This window comes from Acinetobacter sp. YH12254, from assembly GCF_013417415.1.
GTDB classification, from domain to species: domain Bacteria; phylum Pseudomonadota; class Gammaproteobacteria; order Pseudomonadales; family Moraxellaceae; genus Acinetobacter; species Acinetobacter pseudolwoffii.
In genome coordinates, this window is record NZ_VPEB01000001.1 from 66,054 (window position 1) to 83,618 (window position 17,565).

18 protein-coding genes are annotated in these 17,565 nt (G+C 42.8%); 8 read left to right on the plus strand and 10 right to left on the minus strand.

Annotation, left to right across the window (positions count from 1 at the left end; all coding sequences use genetic code 11):
- Positions 1-40: 40 nt before the first annotated feature.
- From FTV29_RS00330 to FTV29_RS00340, 3 genes are all read right to left on the minus strand, one after another.
- A complete protein-coding gene (locus FTV29_RS00330; RefSeq protein ID WP_100356993.1) occupies positions 41-769 on the minus strand; it encodes a hypothetical protein in 729 nt (242 codons plus the stop codon).
- Positions 770-885: 116 nt separating this feature from the next.
- Positions 886-1,413 (minus strand): GNAT family N-acetyltransferase, encoded by a 528-nt coding sequence (locus FTV29_RS00335; RefSeq protein ID WP_180074934.1) that lies wholly within the window; start codon positions 1,411-1,413, stop codon positions 886-888.
- A gap of 74 nt (positions 1,414-1,487) precedes the next feature.
- Positions 1,488-2,231, minus strand: a complete 744-nt coding sequence (locus tag FTV29_RS00340; protein WP_180074935.1) for an outer membrane protein OmpK — start codon at positions 2,229-2,231, stop codon at positions 1,488-1,490.
- Between the two features lie 1,125 nt (positions 2,232-3,356).
- On the opposite strand from FTV29_RS00340, the gene FTV29_RS00345 reads away from it, so the two are divergent.
- From FTV29_RS00345 to dsbD, 4 genes are all read left to right on the plus strand, one after another.
- Positions 3,357-3,725, plus strand: coding sequence for an HPF/RaiA family ribosome-associated protein (locus tag FTV29_RS00345; protein ID WP_005094974.1), 369 nt, complete (start codon positions 3,357-3,359; stop codon positions 3,723-3,725).
- A gap of 128 nt (positions 3,726-3,853) precedes the next feature.
- Complete coding sequence (locus FTV29_RS00350; RefSeq protein WP_005094976.1) at positions 3,854-4,396, plus strand: hypothetical protein; 543 nt, start codon at positions 3,854-3,856, stop codon at positions 4,394-4,396.
- Positions 4,397-4,417: 21 nt separating this feature from the next.
- Complete coding sequence (locus FTV29_RS00355) at positions 4,418-5,173, plus strand: transporter (protein ID WP_180072396.1); 756 nt, start codon at positions 4,418-4,420, stop codon at positions 5,171-5,173.
- A 17-nt stretch (positions 5,174-5,190) separates the two neighbouring features.
- A complete protein-coding gene (gene dsbD, locus FTV29_RS00360; protein ID WP_218945087.1) occupies positions 5,191-7,035 on the plus strand; it encodes a protein-disulfide reductase DsbD in 1,845 nt (614 codons plus the stop codon).
- 31 nt (positions 7,036-7,066) lie between these two features.
- Here the strand turns inward: dsbD and FTV29_RS00365 are convergent, their stop codons facing one another.
- The gene (locus tag FTV29_RS00365) at positions 7,067-8,263 is read right to left on the minus strand and encodes a GGDEF domain-containing protein (RefSeq protein WP_180072398.1); all 1,197 of its coding nucleotides are present in this window, start codon (positions 8,261-8,263) and stop codon (positions 7,067-7,069) included.
- Between the two features lie 262 nt (positions 8,264-8,525).
- Here FTV29_RS00365 and FTV29_RS00370 point away from each other — a divergent pair, with 262 nt between their 5' ends.
- Positions 8,526-9,095, plus strand: a complete 570-nt coding sequence (locus tag FTV29_RS00370) for an FMN-dependent NADH-azoreductase (RefSeq protein ID WP_005094985.1) — start codon at positions 8,526-8,528, stop codon at positions 9,093-9,095.
- Between the two features lie 62 nt (positions 9,096-9,157).
- Here the strand turns inward: FTV29_RS00370 and FTV29_RS00375 are convergent, their stop codons facing one another.
- Positions 9,158-10,069, minus strand: a complete 912-nt coding sequence (locus FTV29_RS00375) for an alpha/beta hydrolase (protein WP_005173280.1) — start codon at positions 10,067-10,069, stop codon at positions 9,158-9,160.
- Positions 10,070-10,225: 156 nt separating this feature from the next.
- Here FTV29_RS00375 and FTV29_RS00380 point away from each other — a divergent pair, with 156 nt between their 5' ends.
- The gene (locus FTV29_RS00380; RefSeq protein ID WP_005173279.1) at positions 10,226-10,663 is read left to right on the plus strand and encodes a DUF2147 domain-containing protein; all 438 of its coding nucleotides are present in this window, start codon (positions 10,226-10,228) and stop codon (positions 10,661-10,663) included.
- 70 nt (positions 10,664-10,733) lie between these two features.
- Here the strand turns inward: FTV29_RS00380 and FTV29_RS00385 are convergent, their stop codons facing one another.
- A complete protein-coding gene (locus FTV29_RS00385) occupies positions 10,734-11,084 on the minus strand; it encodes a Spx/MgsR family RNA polymerase-binding regulatory protein (RefSeq protein WP_034609159.1) in 351 nt (116 codons plus the stop codon).
- 463 nt (positions 11,085-11,547) lie between these two features.
- A complete protein-coding gene (locus tag FTV29_RS00390; RefSeq protein WP_005094995.1) occupies positions 11,548-12,366 on the minus strand; it encodes an exodeoxyribonuclease III in 819 nt (272 codons plus the stop codon).
- Positions 12,367-12,406: 40 nt separating this feature from the next.
- Here FTV29_RS00390 and pyrE point away from each other — a divergent pair, with 40 nt between their 5' ends.
- Positions 12,407-13,057 (plus strand): orotate phosphoribosyltransferase, encoded by a 651-nt coding sequence (gene pyrE / locus FTV29_RS00395; RefSeq protein ID WP_005094997.1) that lies wholly within the window; start codon positions 12,407-12,409, stop codon positions 13,055-13,057.
- A gap of 598 nt (positions 13,058-13,655) precedes the next feature.
- Here the strand turns inward: pyrE and FTV29_RS00400 are convergent.
- The gene (locus tag FTV29_RS00400; protein ID WP_005094999.1) at positions 13,656-13,865 is read right to left on the minus strand and encodes a cold-shock protein; all 210 of its coding nucleotides are present in this window, start codon (positions 13,863-13,865) and stop codon (positions 13,656-13,658) included.
- Between the two features lie 547 nt (positions 13,866-14,412).
- Here FTV29_RS00400 and FTV29_RS00405 point away from each other — a divergent pair.
- Positions 14,413-14,739, plus strand: coding sequence for a hypothetical protein (locus FTV29_RS00405; protein ID WP_005095001.1), 327 nt, complete (start codon positions 14,413-14,415; stop codon positions 14,737-14,739).
- A 149-nt stretch (positions 14,740-14,888) separates the two neighbouring features.
- Here the strand turns inward: FTV29_RS00405 and FTV29_RS00410 are convergent, their stop codons facing one another.
- Complete coding sequence (locus tag FTV29_RS00410) at positions 14,889-15,797, minus strand: copper resistance protein B (protein ID WP_180074936.1); 909 nt, start codon at positions 15,795-15,797, stop codon at positions 14,889-14,891.
- Positions 15,784-17,541 carry a copper resistance system multicopper oxidase gene (locus FTV29_RS00415; RefSeq protein WP_180072402.1) on the minus strand — a complete coding sequence of 586 codons (1,758 nt, stop codon included), beginning with the start codon at positions 17,539-17,541 and terminating at the stop codon, positions 15,784-15,786. The genes FTV29_RS00410 and FTV29_RS00415 overlap by 14 nt, the downstream gene beginning before the upstream one ends.
- Between the last annotated feature and the right edge of the window lie 24 nt (positions 17,542-17,565).

The following is a 17,565-nucleotide window of genomic DNA, read 5'->3' on the forward strand; positions in this document are numbered from 1 at the left end:
TTTTCGATCTGAGTGCTGATATTTTTATATCTGAAACCGATTAATTCTCTACTTTTAAGAAAACTCCTGCCGCTGAAACATTATGCCCAAAGCCACAACCTGAATCACCACTATTTTGCTTAAGCACTGCACGACTTCCGAGTTTGGCATCAAAGCCGAAAGAGATATCGATTTTGCAGTCTTCAGAGCGATATTGTGCCTGTGTTTTATTCAGTGGCATCGTGGTATTAAATCCACCTAGATTTGGTCCATAAATCAAACTGCGTAAGCCCATATAGAGACCTTCATATTCGATCGCATAATGTTGCTGCTGTTTGACAATTTTCAGCGTACTCCAGGCACCAAAACCGGCATGCTGTACATAAGTACCTGCAAGTTGAGTGTCCTTTTTAGGTGGAGGAAGCTGTTTTAAATTAAACTGACTACTTTTAGCATCGGGGTAAACGGAGAACCAGGCACGTGCCCATTGAGGCTTGCCAAGTTTGCTATAGCTTAAACCCACATTATTAAATGCTGTTGTAATGGCTTGTTCAGAGAAAGAGGTTTTAGCTTCATCCCGGTTCATTTCACAAAAAGATGACCAGGCAGCTTGTTGCTTAAATTGTGCTATGGCCTGTTGATAGTGTTTTTGATCATAGAATTTTTTGCCATTATTGGCGTAGCTCTTCACTTTGCTGCAGCTTGTACGAAGTTCTTTTTCAAAATCTGAATCGGCAAAAGTTAGTGTACTTAAAGTTAAAATACCAATACAACATAGAGATTTATACATTGTTTTACTCTGGACGGCTTTGATCTGAATAAAACATAGCCAGCTTTGGAAGTAAATAGAGTGTCTGTTTCGATACCAGTTTAATAAAAGAGAAGCCGGTCTAAATAACAGGAGATTTAAAGAGCCGTTACTTCGGCCTGCTCCAAATTCAGTTGTAATAGCACCAGATCGCGCCATTGACCAAACTTTTGTCCAACTTGCGGCATATAAGCACTTTGCACAAAGCCCAGTTTTTCATGCAGGCGAATCGACGAGATATTTTCTGAATCAATCGCTGCGACCATGATATGCAATTGCTGTGCTTGAGCCTCTTCAATTAAATGCTTTAATAAGCTAGAACCCAGACCTTGTCCTGCATAATCCGGATTTAGAAAAACTGAATGTTCTACCGTGTGTTGAAAGCCTTGAATACTACGAAACTGGTCATAGCAGGCATAGCCAGCAACACGCTGATCTCGTCTATCTTCAACCACAAAAACCGGGAAATTTTGATTCTTCAACTGCTTAAACCAGATTTTGAAATAGTTCAAATCAAAGGCTGTTCTGTTCCAGGTCGCAGTGCCATGTAGCACTTCTTGATTATAAATCTCGAGGATGGTTTCAAGATCATGCTCGGTGGCATGTCGAATTTGAAAATGATGCATATTTTTGTTCTAGTTTGGCTTGAATAAGGGATGAAAAAAGCAGAACCGAAGTTCTGCCTTTGATCATACCTCAATTAGAAGTGATACTTCACCAGTGCACTAACATCATGTTGGTCGATATTTGTACCGAACTTGTTATTCCAGACCGAATGCTCGATACCTAGATAAAGTTTAGTCTCGGGAGAAATGTGTTTACCCACATTCCATTTATATTGACTGGTCCAGTTGAGTTCACTTTTATGATCGGGACCTTCAGCAGTTGACCAATCTAGGAAAGCATCTGCCAGGAACTCTTCACTGCCAATTTTAAATGGTACCGCATAAGTGATGGTCATTTGATAATCATCTTTTTGCAGATCATTGTCGGCTTTATAGAAGTTGATGGTTGCATAGTTGGTATAAGGGATCGCTAAATTAAAACCAACACCATATAGGTAGTTGTTAAAATCACTACCCTTGGCACTGTTGCCTTCCCAAGTCGTTGCAATCAATATGTCTGTGATAGGGCCTAGTTCAAGTTTCTGGCCAGTTACCGCGCCAAGGCTTAAACGTGGTGCAACTTCAAAATAGGTTTCGTTACCATTTGGATCATTGTTGGTACGATCCGCGAAGGCAAAGAAATCGCCATATTTAAAACCGGCTGCATATTCAGCAGTAACTGTGCTTTGCTCAATTTTTTCATCTTGAGTTGGAAATGGTACTTTATAGTTTTCACCATAAAGGCCGGTCAGGCTAAAGTCTTGCCAGATTGGTTTTGCCTGGGTAAATGTTGCAGTGGTAGCCAATGCACAAAGTGCCGCGAGTTGTGTCAATTTCATTTAAATCTCTCCCCCAAGAAAGCAGAGTAAGCATACAGATTAATGCGTAAAAATAAAGTTAAAATTGATCGTTGACCTAAATATCTCCAAGTCTTCAGCATGAGGAAATATTTGATCTCATCGATAGACATTTCCGAAAATAAGAGATGAGTTTTTAAGTCATTATTATTAAAAAAAATTTAAATCAGGCAGTATAAAAACCAAGAAAGCTTTATTGAAATAATAAAGCTGAAACTCTCTTTAATCGAATTTAAATCTCACTGTTTTTTAAGTGTTTTGAGTTTGCAAGATTGCCATCTCATCATTCATCAAAAAGAGAAAGCACAATAGCAATGTATTTTTAGGGCGAATATTTTGCTAAAAAGCATGAAAATGTTTGGCTCGATGAAGCTATTTGGCCGGTATTTAAGCGACTATAGCTGCCAGAATCTTTAAATTCCTGTTCATTTTGTGTAATAAATTCAAGCTTTAATCAAAGTTTTTTGTTTATTTATTAAACTGTTTGGCTTGTGGAGAAATCATCCTGACCGGTCGTTTCCTGCATACAAAAAGCCATAAGAACATTGTGTTTAGGGGAAGATATAAGAATTTTTGAAAATCTTTAAGAAGAGTAGAAAACAATCACCAGCCTAGCAGAGGGAAGGATCATTGTAAGGCTTGTCACGCTTATATTTCCCAGAAAATCTACTTGATTATTGCTTCTGAGATTTTCAGATAAACTCTTCAGATTTTGCCATTATTTCAGCTCATGAATAGAGTGGTTTGGATGTTATTTGTACTTTTTTATAAGAATATTTCGCTATTAATTTTTGATGAAATCATATGAATGATAATGTAATTGAGAGAGGTCAATAACCCTATTTTAAGCTGAGTAAACAGTTGTCACAATCCATTATTCTTTTGCTAAAAAGCCAAAATAGGACTTGCATATTTTCAAGATAGGGCTGATATTCGAGATATAAGGACACGGTTCTGCAGACTCAAAAATGTGTTCATCATTCAAAGTGGAGGGTGTAATTCCAATCATTTGAAGAAGTGAAATGCGATGCGAAACAGCAAGCTACAAACGTGCCAAGATAAAAATTTTTGCACTCAAAAAGTTACAAAGATTGAGGATGGTAATTTATGAATATTGAACTTCGTACAGATAAACACATTCAGAATAGCGAGCGTTTAATTGATTATGTACGTGAAGAATTAAATCAAGAATTCCAGCGCCATAGTGAGCGTATTACTCATTTTTCAGTCCATCTCAGTGATGAAAATGGCGCCAAAGGCGGTGATGATGATATTCGCTGCATGATAGAAGCGCGTCCTGCAGGGTTAAAACCCGTGGTCGTCAATCATCGCGCTCACAATGTGGATACTGCCATTCGTGGTGCGATTGACCGGCTAAAACGCAGTCTGGAACATGTGATTGAGAAAAAAGACAATGTTCGTCCTGGTGCCTTAGCACTGGCAGATACAGATACTGCAGCAGAGATTGACGAGTAATGCTGACCGATTTTAAAAAGCCCTGCGGGGCTTTTTTTGTATGAAATAAAAATATAATAGTGAGAAGCGCAACAAAGCCGCACGTTATTCGGCATAATAGTCGAAAACGAATGAAAGTGAGCTCCATCATGTTAACTGCGCAACAACAGCTTTTTGTGCAAGCACTCGAAGAATTAAATCTGGATCAGGTAAAGCAGCTTTTGGCAGATGGACTCAATCCAAATTTTATTGATCATGACAAAGGCCCGGTAATTTCGGTCTGGTCAGATGGTTTATTTAAATGGTGGGAAGAGGTATGCGAGTTATATGAAGCCGGCACCCCACTTTCAGCTGAAGAAAAACAGGCAAGATTGGCTGTACATTTACAAATTCTGGAAGAATTGATCCAGGCCAAAGTGAATTTGCATCTCTGGGATGCAGAAGAAATTTATGGCCCATTATGGGATGCTGCAAGTGCCGCATGTGCACCTGCCGTGCAGCGTTTACTCGATGAAAAAGTTGATCCAAATAGCAAAGATGAAGATGGCATGACCATTTTATCTTCGATCAGTGACCTGTTCTTCGATTGTGATTTTGATGAAATTAACTGGTCAGAAGCCTTGGATGAAGAAAAACAGACGCTAGAACTCCTGCGTAGTCATGGCGCAAAAATGAGCAAAGAACTGGGTTAAATTTTAATAAAGAGCACCAAGATGACAATATTAAAAACTTTGGGTTTAATTGCACTGACTGGTTGCAGTGCATCACTTTTCGCAGCAGATTTTGAATTTGATCGACCAGGTGAAGGTCTGAGTACAGGCATTACCCCGGTCGGAAATGTTGCCTGGGAGCAAGGTTTGCCCACAGCCCGCTACAGCAAGTCGGGCGAGCAAACGGTAACGACACTGAATGCAGATATGTTGTTACGTACCGGACTTAGTGATGGTCTGGAGTTGCGTCTGGGCTGGGAAGGCCCTGTCTGGTCACAAGTCAAATCCAACGGCCAGACGAATGAAAATGATGGTCTGGGCGATGTCAGTATTGGTCTGAAAAAAGCCATTGATCTGGATGATGACAAACTGAGTCTGGCCTTGCTGGCCGAAGCAGTCATTGCGACAGGCAATGCCGGTTTCAGTAATGAAGAAGATATTTACAGCCTGGGTTCTGTCGTATCGTACCAATATAATGACTTGGTCAGTACCGCATTGACTATGCGTTATGAATGGCAGGACAGCAATTGGGCCATAGCTGCGATTCCATCGATCGGCTACCAGATCACCGATCGCTGGTCAGGCTATTCGGAACTGATTTACCGTAAAGCTGAAAGCATCGATAATGAATACGCGCTTGGCACTGGGGTAATGTATGCACTTAATGACCGGGTTCAGCTGGATGCCAGTGTGGGAGTTGATCTGGACGGTGCAGAGCGAAGCTACTTTTCAGGTTTAGGCGTATCCTTCTTATTCTAGGACACTCCAGTTTCGTGATGATCAGAAACCCGCAATTCCAGAGCTGGGGCAAAATACTTGCCCCGGTCATCTTGGGAAGCTTCGTGTTTAGCAGTCCAGCTCAGGCCGAAACAGCGCTCTTGTCTGCCGAGCAGGCTTTTCCTGTTCATGTGATTTCTACCAGTCAGCAACAGGCTGAACTGAGCTGGCAGATTCCGGATAACTATTATCTGTATCAGCATAAAATTGAAGTGCGGCAGGGCAATCAGCCTGTATTGCTTGAATTACCGCCTGCTAAAGATCTGTATGATGACAACTATGGGCATACCCAGGTGTATTATCAGCAGTTAAGGTTTCAGATTCCGACGCAGGCCAACCAGTCCTATCAGGTGAGCTGGCAGGGCTGTGCCAAAGACCGAATCTGTTATCCGCCGCAAAGTATTCAGTTCAAGACAGATCTGTCAGGTCTGGTGCAATTTGAAGCTGCCGGCCCAGGAAGCAAGCGCTTACTTGATCTAAACGGGTCATCACTGCAACAAAATACCCTGTTTAATACAGCGGCTTCCTCAGAATCTACAGCAGATGCATTTTCTGCAACCTCTAGCGGGCAACCCGCAGTCGGTGCGGCACAAGACCAAAAATGGTCAGCTCAATTGCTTGAACGCTCTTTGGGTTATGGACTGTTACTGTTCTTTGGCTTAGGAATCTTGCTGGCTTTTACCCCATGTTCCTTGCCGATGCTGCCGATCCTGACCTCGCTGATTGTACGGGACAGCAAAGGTGTCAAAGCCTGGATGATCGCCCTGACTTTTGTCAGCAGTATGGCCGCGGTCTATGCGGTGCTGGGTTTAATTGCGTCTTCGGCCGGCCTGAATTTCCAGCGTTGGTTGCAGCAACCCGGTACCCTGATTGCGTTTAGTGTGTTGTTTGTCCTGTTTGCCCTGAATCTGTTTGGACTGTTTGAAATCAAACTGCCACAACGTCTGGTTCAGCGTCTGGATCGGGCTCAGGCCATGCAGCAGGGTGGTAGTTTGGTCAGTGCTGGAGTCATGGGCATGATCTCGGCGCTGCTGGTCGGGCCATGCATGACCGCACCGTTGGCGGGTGCACTCTTGTTTATTTCCCAGACCCAAAGCCAGTGGCAGGGTGCCTTGCTGCTGTTTACCCTCGGTTTTGGCATGGGCACACCTTTACTGTTGGCCAGTATTTTGGGTGCACGGGTACTACCTAAAGCCGGGCACTGGATGAATCAGATCAAAGTGCTCTTTGCCTTTATCATGCTGGCGCTGGCACTGTATTTTATTCGCCCACTGATTTCAGAAGCGACTTTACAGTGGTTATCCTTAGGCTTGGGCATGGTCTTTGTGACCTATGTACTGTTCCGGATTTTCTGGCATCGTACCAGTCTGAGGTGGTTGTATATCCTGTGTCTGGTGATAGCGCTGCCTTATATCAGCTATAGTCAATATCAGCATAGTCAGCGGTTTTTTGTTGAGCAGTCCAGTACAGAAGCCCAGTGGCATGTGGCACGCAGCGCAGCAGAATTTCAGCAGATTTTGAATATAGCACCGCAAGGGCAAAAGATCGTGATTGATGTCTATGCCGACTGGTGTGTCGCTTGTCAGCCGATTGAACATCGTATTTTAAAATCTGCACAGGTACAGCAGGCTCTGGCATCTTATTTCCTGATCAAGCTGGATTTAAGCCAATACAATGCCTCGCATCAAATGCTGTTAAATCAATGGGAAATTCTGGGACCACCAACCTATTTATTTCTGAATGAGCAGCAGCAGGAAATTCGCGGTTTACGTTTGACCGGTGCTTTTAGCGAAGCAGAATTGCTGGCCCAGCTGCAACGTCTGGCTCAAAGCTCAACTCCATAATATTCATAATCATCGAAAAAGCTGAACCCGTTTAAGAAACCTGCATCTGTGCAGTCACCGGTTCAGCATAGGCTTTGACCCGATTACGTCCACCGGCTTTGGCCTGATAAAGCGCCTGATCGGCCTGACTGAGTAGCTGTTGTGGGCGTAACTCGGCTTTGGAAATAGCAATTCCGAAACTGGCAGTCACCGGAATCGGCTCACCTTCATCACTCATCATCTGTAATTGCTGAATCGCGCTGCGGCAGCGTTCTGCTACTTGTTTGGCTTTTTCCAGACTGGTATTTTTCAGCACCAAAATGAACTCTTCACCGCCAAAGCGGCCCACTACATCACTTTCGCGTAACTGTTGGCTTAATACAGCACTGACTTCAACCAAGGTTTCATCGCCCTTATGATGACCATACAGATCATTAATTTTCTTAAAGTGATCCAGATCTAAGAGAACCAGGGCGTAATGGGGTACAGCCGTAGCATTGAGCTGATCCAGACATTGATTGATACTGCGCCGGTTAAACAGGTTGGTGAGCGGATCAATCTGACTGAGCTGCTTGATGAGTTCTTCACGATGACGCCATTGGCTGAGTAAAATTTCAAATAACACCATGCATACAGCTAAAATTGGGACAATGAAATACAGCATTGAAAACAGCCAGAAAGCATTATAAAAATGCTTGTCCTGAATGTTGAATAAAGGAGAATAAGGCAATTGCTGACTGAAGCTCAAATAAGCGCAACCGCCTAAAAAGAGCGAGGCTGGAATCAGCATGCTATAAACCAGCCTGCGATGAAACAGCACCAGTCCCACCATAATTAAACAGACATAGGATGTGGTGGCCACAGGACTGATCACCCCCACGACATAGGCATCACGGCACAGCGAAATCACAAAAGTACCGACTGCCAGATAGGGCAAATAACGTTCCACCAGAGGATTGCCCTGAAATTTATAACAGGGATAAATCAGTGCGGCTAAAATCAGTAAAAAACTGCCGTTCAGCACGACTTGTGAATGAACCCGTTCAATCTGTACATATTGCCAATACTCAGGATTGAATAAAACAAAGAGATCCCAGCCGAGCCAGGTCAGATGTACACCGCATCCCAAAGTCAGCATCAGGATGCATTTCTTCAGGATACGCCAGTTCATCACGACTTCATCTTCGACCAGATATTTCGTGATTCTGTGTTTGATTATTTTTTGTAATACAGGCGATATTCGCTTCATGTTGTCGGTCTGACTTAAATTATTATGGCAACTTTTTAAGATTTATTGACTATTTATAGCTTTATTTACATAAGATAACATAAGTTTTAACGCTTGATAAACCACAATATTTAAGGCGTCTGCAAAATAGGAATTTCTAATATTAAAGCTGGTTTTGTTCTAAATTCAGAATGATGTGTTTTATCTGTGCTAATTATTTCATGCAACCTAAGCCTTAAAATGGCTGCATTAGTTAGATAGCCCCATAGATGAGAGCGAAGCCATGAAAGTTTTACAGATTGATTCCAGTATTTTAGGCGATGCCTCTATTTCGCGTCAGCTGACTCAGGCGTTGGTGAGTCAGTTACAACAAAAACATGCTCAGGCCATCGAGCTTGAATATCTCGATCTTGCTGCACAGCCGATTCCACATCTCACGGCTGAAATTTTAATGGGTCAGAATGCAGAACAGACTGCATTAGGCGAAGACATCCTGCAGCAGTATTTACAGGCAGATATCGTGGTGATTGGCGCGGCCATGTATAACTTCGGTTTGCCATCGACCTTAAAAGCCTGGATTGACCGGATCTGTGTGGCGGGACGTACGTTTAAATATACCGAACAGGGCCCTGTCGGTCTGGCTGGCAATAAAAAAGTATATATTGCCAGCAGCCGTGGCGGAGTTTATGGGGAGCAAAGTCCTGCCGATTTTCAGGAAGCTTTTTTGAAAACCGTGTTTAACTTTACCGGCGTAACCGATATTGAAGTGATTCGTGCGGAAGGCGTGAACATGGGCGAAACGATCAAGGCACAAGCCTTAGAGACGGCATTGCAGCAGGTTCAAGCCATCTAAATATCCAAAAACAACTCAAAAGGTCAGCCTATGCTGGCCTTTTTTATATGGGTGAACAGTGATTAATCTCGATCCAGACGGTGCGCGAAGGCTGCCAGATCGCTCAGCGCCTGTTGGGCTTCCTCAAACCAGGCACTGAACATCTGAAAGTTATGCCACATGCCGGTATACAGTTTAAATTCCACATCGACACCCGCCTGTTCGGCTTTTTCCTTAAAACGACTGGCATCATCCAGTAGAATTTCCTTGGAACCGACCTGAATATGAGTTGGGGGCAAGCCGCTTAAATCGGCGAAAAAGGGCGAAACTTCCGGATCACCCCGATCGATGGCACGCGGGACATAATATTCAATGCCAGTTTCAACTGTTTCCAGAGACAGCAGGGCATCATGTTTCTGGTTATAGCGCAACGATTCACTGGTCAGGGTCAAATCCAGCAAAGGAGACAACAGAATCAAACCACTCACTTGTGGGAGGTTTTCTTTTTGTAATTTGAGCGCCAAGGCCAGCGCCAGATTGGCCCCACAAGAATCACCGGACAGGATGATATCTTTGGCCTGAACGCCTTGATCGAGCAATAAGTTATACACATCAAACAAGGCTTCCAAGGCCTCTGGATAGGCAGATTCCGGTGACAGCGGATAATCTACATGCAGTACCTGCATCTGGGTTCGAGCCGCAATTTGAGTCATAAAGGCACGATGGGTATTTAAAGAGCCTAAATAAAATGCCCCGCCATGAATATGAAAAATCAGCTGAGTCGACTCTTGCTGCGGCTTAATTTCCTCTGCGCGCAGACCCGCCAGACGTAGCGAACGAATTTGTACGGTTTTGTCTTGTGGAAAGAGTTTGCACATCTGCTCCAGTGCAATGCGCATTGAACTCGGTGGAAGATTGAATCTGCTCGGGGCACGAATGACTGTCTTTAAGATGCTTTCTGTAATTAATTGTTTTGTTAACGGGCTTATCTTCATTTTCCTTCCATCTTTTTGTGCTTTTATTGATCATGTAGATTATTTACCAACCATATTTACAAGGTTACACTAAATAGTCACAGCTAAAAATTGAAAAATTGTTGTGACTTTTTAATACTACAGAGGTCTATTTTCAGACTAAGGAAATGAAGAAAAATGAAAAAAATAGCGCTTATGTTAGGACTACTAGGCTTATCTGTACTGGCAAATGCCGCAGATCCTTTAAATGGCACGGTTTGGAAAACCATTGATGATAAAACCAAGCAGCCTAAGGCCATGGTTAAATTTACTGAACAAAAGAACGGTACGTTGTCAGCAAGTATTCAATCTGTGTTAACACCAGGTGAAGAAAATGCCTGTACCAAGTGTGAAGGTCCGTACAAGAACAAGTCACTCAAAGGCTTGACCATTGTGAAAGGTCTTAAGAATTCAGGTGGTACCAGCTATGACAGTGGTTCAATTCTGGATCCGCAATCTGGTAAAACTTACAAACTGAAAGGCCAACTGGCAGATGGTGGCAAGAAACTTGAGCTTCGTGGCTTTATTGGTGTGGCAGCATTAGGCCGTAACCAGACTTGGGTTCGTGCAAACTAATCCAGTTCGATAGAAAGATAAAAGCCTGACTGCTGTCAGGCTTTTTTGTATGAATTATTTAGGATAATAATTAATTACTTAGGGTGCGATAAGCCGCGTCATCAAAACCGGCAATAAAACCTGTGGGCGTGGCCAAGATCGGACGTTTAATTAAACTGGTATGAGTGCTTAATGCGGCAATTAAAGCATCTTCACTGGACAGCGCCGTTTGCTGCTGTTCTTCAGTCAGTTTGCGCCATGTGGTTCCTTTTTTATTTAATACCACATCCTGACCCAGCGCATTCAGCCAGACTTTAATGGTATCAGCATCGATGCCCTGTTTCTTATAGTCATGAAATTCATAGCTCAACCCCAGCTCAGTCAGTAGGTCAAAAGCTTTTTTCATCGAATTGCAGTTTTTAATCCCGTAAATTTTTAACATATTCGCCATCTAACACATCTTAAATCATGGCCTAGCTTAACCAAATTCGCAGCAGTCGACCATGCAAAATAGAATGATTAGAAAACAATTTAAAATAGGGAGGCAGAATCGTCATCAAAATGACATCAATGCGCTTTAAAATGATTAACCAGAAAAACAACAATAAAAAAAATAATAATTTTAGGCAGTGGAAATAGAAAACCCGCATTTAATCATCCTGATCATGCGGGTCTCAATTCAACGTCCATTGTCACATCCATGAAAAACAAGCTAAATGTTTTAGTTTGTTTTATTTTCTTCCTACGGCGTCCTGTCCTTATGTTGTCATCCTGACATGTCCCTGTGCCGTGAGGCTATAATGCTCTGTTATGACATCGAGATAAACCCAAAAAATACGTCATGTCATGTAAGCAATAAGCCTTAATTGAGTGAACAGGTGTGCACTCAATTGATAGGTATCTTTTTATAGTTTGTAGTCGATGATCACTGGGGCATGATCGCTAAACCATTGTTCCTTATACACCCAGGCATTGACGGTACGCTCTTTCCAGTCTGGTGAGCAGGCCTGATAATCAATCCGCCAACCGACGTTCTTGGCTCGGGCTTGTCCGCGGTTTGACCACCAGGAATACAGTTCAGCTTCTTTGCGTACTTCGCGGAACGTATCGACATAACCGAGTTCATCATAGATATGATCTAGCCAGGCGCGCTCATGTGGTAAACAGCCGGAAGCTTTCTGGTTGCCGGACCAGTTTTTAATATCAATCCGTTTATGCACGATGTTGTAATCACCGCAGACAATCACCGATTTATTTTCATCGCGCCATTGTTTCAGGATTTTGGCATATTCTTCCAGAAAGTGATCTTTACGCGCTTGTGCTTCATCGCCTGATGAGCCGGAAGGTAGATACAATGAACAGATATGGGCCGTTTGCTCCAAACCTAAATCAAATTCGGCTGCAATAAAACGGCCTTGCGAATCTGCCAGTTCAAAGCCCAGACCATCGGTTAAAGAGACGAAGGGCAGGCGGCTATAAATCGCGGTACCGGCATAACCTGGACGTTCGGCAGGGAATAGATGAGTATACCAGCCTTCCGGTTTAAATTTATCGGTCCACTGCACATGGGTGATCCGGCTTTCCTGCATACAGATCACATCGGCATCCGACTGTTCCATCCATTCCAATAGGCCTTTGCTCACCGATGAGCGTAAACCGTTGACATTAATTGAAACGACACGAAGAATTTTTTGATCACCTGGATAGCTACTCTTTGGTATCATGCGCAAGTCTTACCTTAATTAATGGATTTAGGAGCACCTCATGCCAACGCCAGCTCAGTTTAACCCGCAAGCTTTTATCGAACTCGCATTATCACGCGGTGTGCTTAAATTTGGTGAGTTTACTTTAAAATCGGGACGTGTGAGTCCCTATTTTTTTAATGCGGGTCTGCTGAATGATGGTGAAGCCTTGACATTGCTGGCTTCTGGCTATGCAGCAAAATTAACGGCATGTGACCATGTGGAAGTGGTTTTTGGTCCTGCATATAAAGGTATTCCTTTTGTGGCAGCGACCGCTGTGGCGCTATCACAAAATCATGGGGTGAGTGTGCCTTGGGGTTTTAACCGCAAAGAAGCCAAAGATCATGGCGAGGGTGGCGTACTAGTCGGTGCTTCTGTAGCAGGTAAAAAAGTCTGGATCATTGATGACGTGATCACGGCAGGAACAGCGATTCGTGAAGTCGTGACAATCTTGAAAAATGCCGGTGCACAAATCGCAGGTGTTTTGGTTGCACTTGACCGTCAGGAAAAAGGTCAGGGTGATTTATCAGCCATTCAGGAAGTGCAGCAAGAGCTCGAGATTCCTGTACATGCCTTAATTACCATGAAAGATTTGATGGACTATCTGGAAACCAAGGGCGATCAAGAAGCTTTAGCTAAAATGGAAGATTATCGAGTTAAATACGGGATCTAAGCGGTGATCCTTATCGTAAAGGAAGCTACAGCTTCCTTTTTTGTTTTAAAGTTCAATTGATGTAGAAATTAAGCATGCAAATACAGGGTGAATACTTAAAAAACTAAGTCAAAGTGCTGTAATTCAAAGATTTTTAATATTAAAGACTTTCAGTCTTGATGTAGATGAATACAGTTTAAAATACTGGAAATTGACAATAATATTCAGTGATTCTGTACGCATTTGCTTACATGAGTTCAAGCCGTTTGCGTCTATACGCAGCTTTGCTGCATTGCCTATAATGAATTCATCAGGAACAGGATGTTCCATAAAAGAATAACAAGAGATAAATACAAGGAAAGTAAGGTAAGACAGGAGTCATACCCAGCGAACCAACACGAAAAACCCCCGGCAGGATGCTGGGGGTTTTTCATTTTTAGCGATTCATGCAGGCCCAGATGTAACAGGCTTAGACGCGGGGAGAATAAATAAGATGATTTACTGGTTTAAATGACTGGAATAGGTTTAGAGAGTATCACCAACCGATCACTTTTGAAGATTGTTAATCTTTAGAGCCAAAAAAAGCACCTTAAGGTGCTTTTTTTATTGCTGGGCTAAATTATAGCGCAACGATATTGATCGCGTTCGGGCCTTTTTGACCTTCAACTACGCTGAAAGAAACGCGTTGGCCTTCAAACAATGTTTTGAAGCCAGAACTGCTAATTTCTTTAAAATGAGCAAAAACGTCAGGACCTGATTCTTGTTGAATAAAACCAAAACCTTTAGTTTCGTTAAACCATTTCACTGTACCGGTAACTGTAGTAGACATAATATAACCTATCAAATTTTTAATAATTTTAGCCATTGAAATGACTATGGATAACTTTGAAAAACAACAAGAATTGAAATAAAGATCTGAAAAAACTGAGGATTATAAAATAACACTGCGGTACTTAAAGAAGTTTAACTAAACAACACTTTTTTCTAGTTGAGTACAGCATAACCTAAATCAGCAAATATTCAAGTTTTTTATATTTATTATTTATTTTTCTTATAAATATAAGTGGATCTTTCTTTTTAAATATGTGTTGATCAATTTTTTTAGTATGACTGACTGTATGAAAGATTTACTCAAGCAAAACAACAAACATACATTCTGCTTACGTTACTTTATGTTAATCAAACTGAACCAGTACGCGGCAAGATTTTTCTAAGTGAGTGTATTTTATAACATTGGGTAAATTTGCAGCTGGCTTGTTTAAGATAGTTCTGGTCATTGTTCAGCTATTCAAAGACCCCTATATTAAAAACACATGGAAAAATTAACTATAAGAATTTCTTAATTTTAATTTAAAACCAGAATAAGAGTGAGTCTCATGGATTACTGGAATTGTGTTTTATTAATTTCCATTATTGCAGTTGTAGGCCTAACGATTATTATCCTGCTAGTCGGCTGTAAAATCTGGAAAAACCTGATCGTCACTTTACTGATTTCGACCATAATGAGTTTTTTGATTATCTATGCCATCAACTTTATCTTTGGAAAGAGTCTGCATTTCCTTTGGGGTCACCGGGAAGTCGGGAATCTTGACTTTATGCTTGAAATTGGGCTGATGAGTCTGGTGATTGGTGGGGTAATCACCTTTATGATTATGTTAGGCACCTTGATTGCCAAAAGTAATGATAAACAGAGTGAGGAATAGAAACAGAGAGCAGGCAGTAGCAATGCTTTCTCTGGACAATACACAGCCTCCTTCTCTTGAGTCAATTTAATAACAGCCGACGAAGTATGAATGGGTTTTTCATACTTCGTCGTGGTCTTACCTTTTATCTTAAAAATGATAATCCGTCCTTAAAACATCATTTTAAGTCCTAAAGCATAGATCCAGCCCTGGTCAGAGCCGGATGCCTGCTGCCAGGCAGTCTGTTTGTTTCCTTTGCTATATTCATAGCCAACCTGCAGATAAGGCATGACTTTTTTACTGATCTCATAACGGGTTTCCAATCCTAATGTCGCATGACTCAGACCAGATTTTTTCGCATTCGCAGCTTGATCATTGAAAATGAGATCCAGTTCAATAAAGGGCTGCATAATCAGTTTCTGAGTCAGCAACAGGTCACGTTCTGTTTCCAGTTTGAATCCGACAAAATCATCTTCACCGACATAGAGATAGGCATCGGTTTCAAAAAAATAAGGGGCCAGGCCATGCAGTCCAAGCACTGCATCGAAAAGTTCATTTTGTAGGGAAGCTGTATGCTGGCTTATATTTTCCTGACGGTAGCGCAAACCGGTTTGTACATCCCAGAAATCGGAAATATTACGGCTATACAGGATTTTGGCCGCATAGTCAGCCTGACTCGATTCAGATTTATCTGCCTGCAGCTTGAGAAAAACCTTGTTTTCATCAGTACCAATTCTGGCTTCATTCTCCGATTTAAAAGCGCCATTTCCAGCTGAATTGATTTGCCATTTCTGGTCCAGAATGACTTGGCTATAAATCTGTGCACCATGTTCTTTCCGATGGTCATGCTCCGCAGTAGCGCCAACAGGTTTTTCGTGCCCTACAGATTCTTGATCAGATAAAGATCGAGCTTGTTGGGTATGTGAGCGTAGATCCGGCACTGCAATAGGAGCGCTGTGATGTACTGCGGTTTTGCCAGGATGATGATGATCCTGATGATCCGCTGCCAATATACCGAAACTCGCCATGAGCAGTGCACTGCTTAATACCGATTTTAAAAAGAGCTTAGTGATGTGCATGGCTTTCTCCTTGATCCACTGCTGGCTTTGACGGCATTTGTTGCGGCGAAGCATGAGAAGCTTGATCGTCATTCACATGTGCCACAATCAGCTTATTCATCATGCCGGCACTCATGTGATAGAGCAGATGGCAGTGAATCGCCCATTCTCCCAGTTCATCTGCCGTTAATAAGGTTGTGAGCGTTTTTCCAGGTGGCACAATCACGGTGTGTTTATTTGGCATCTGTGCAGTAGATTGACCATTTTCTAGCTGCATAAACATGCCATGTAAATGCATCGGATGCGCCATCATGCTGTCATTGATAAATTTCAAACGGATCCGTTCGCCATATTGCACCTGCAATGGTTCGGCATCACTGAATTTTTTACCATTGATGGTCCAGATATAACGTTCCATGGTTCCACCCAGACGAATCACCAGTTCACGTTCTGCGACTCGGGTATCGTTTTGTGGCGTCAGGGCTTTGAGGTCTTGATATTGCAATGCTTTATGCCCTGCAGGCGTAGACATATTGGCCCAACCCTCAACCGGTGGATGAGACGGATTTGTCTTGGGTATAGCACTGTGACCTGCGTGCTGGGCATGCTCATCATGTTTAGGCGTATCTGTTGCAGATTGCGTGGTCTGACTGCTGTGTGCGGTATGAGACATGTCATGCTGTTCGCCATGTCCCATATCTTCCATGGTCAATAAGGCACGTGGACGTGGCGTCGGTAATTGAATCGGATGCATCGCTGGATCAGCCTCATTGTGCAAGCTGCCAATGGCAAAGCCTGAACGGTCGATCGATTCGGCTTCAATCTGGTAATGAGGTGCAGTTGGTTCCACAATCACATCATACGTTTCAGCAGTCCCGATACGGAACTCATCTACAGCGACCGGCTGTACAGCTTGTCCATCGGCGCTGACCACGGTCATTTTAAGCTGGGGAATACGTACATCGAAAAACGACATGGCCGAGGCATTAATGAATCGCAGACGAACCTTTTCATTCGGTTTAAATTGGCCGCTCCAGTTCTGTTGCGGGGTTTTGCCATTGATCAGAAAGGTATAACCGCTGACATCAGACAGGTCGGTTTTCAACATGCGCATCTGGTTCCACATTTTGCGATCTGACCAGGTGGCCTTGAGGCCGTCATGTTTTACCTGCTGGAGTACATCGCCCACGGTTTCACGCTGATTCTGATAATATTCGGCCGATTTTTTTAAATTATTCTGAATCTGCTGGCTGCCCTGTTCATGAAAATCCGACAGCATCACTACATAATCCCGCTCGGTTTTTTCATGCTCAGGCACCGGTGTTTGCGCTTTGGGATAAATCACCAAGGCACCATATAAACCGTCCTGTTCCTGGCCTTTGGAATGCGCATGATACCAATAGGTACCGTTTTGACGAACCTTGAAACGATAAGTAAAAGACTGCTTCGGTTTGATACCCTGAAAACCATTAAATCCAGGGACACCATCCATTAGGCCGGGCAGGAGCAGGCCATGCCAGTGCAGCGAGGTATCTTGATTCTTCAGGTTATTTTGCACATGAATCACCGCATCATCACCTTCTTCGAATTCCAGCAAGGGGGCAGGGAATTTTCCGTTTACGGTAATCCGTTTGACCGTCTTTCCGGTGAGATTGAGCGGACTTTCATCAATAACCAGATGATATTCTTTAACAGCTGCAAAAACTGCAGACGATGACATCAGGCAAATGCCCAGACATAGGCATTGGGGAATTTTAATTAACATCACTTAATCCTTAATTAATAAAAA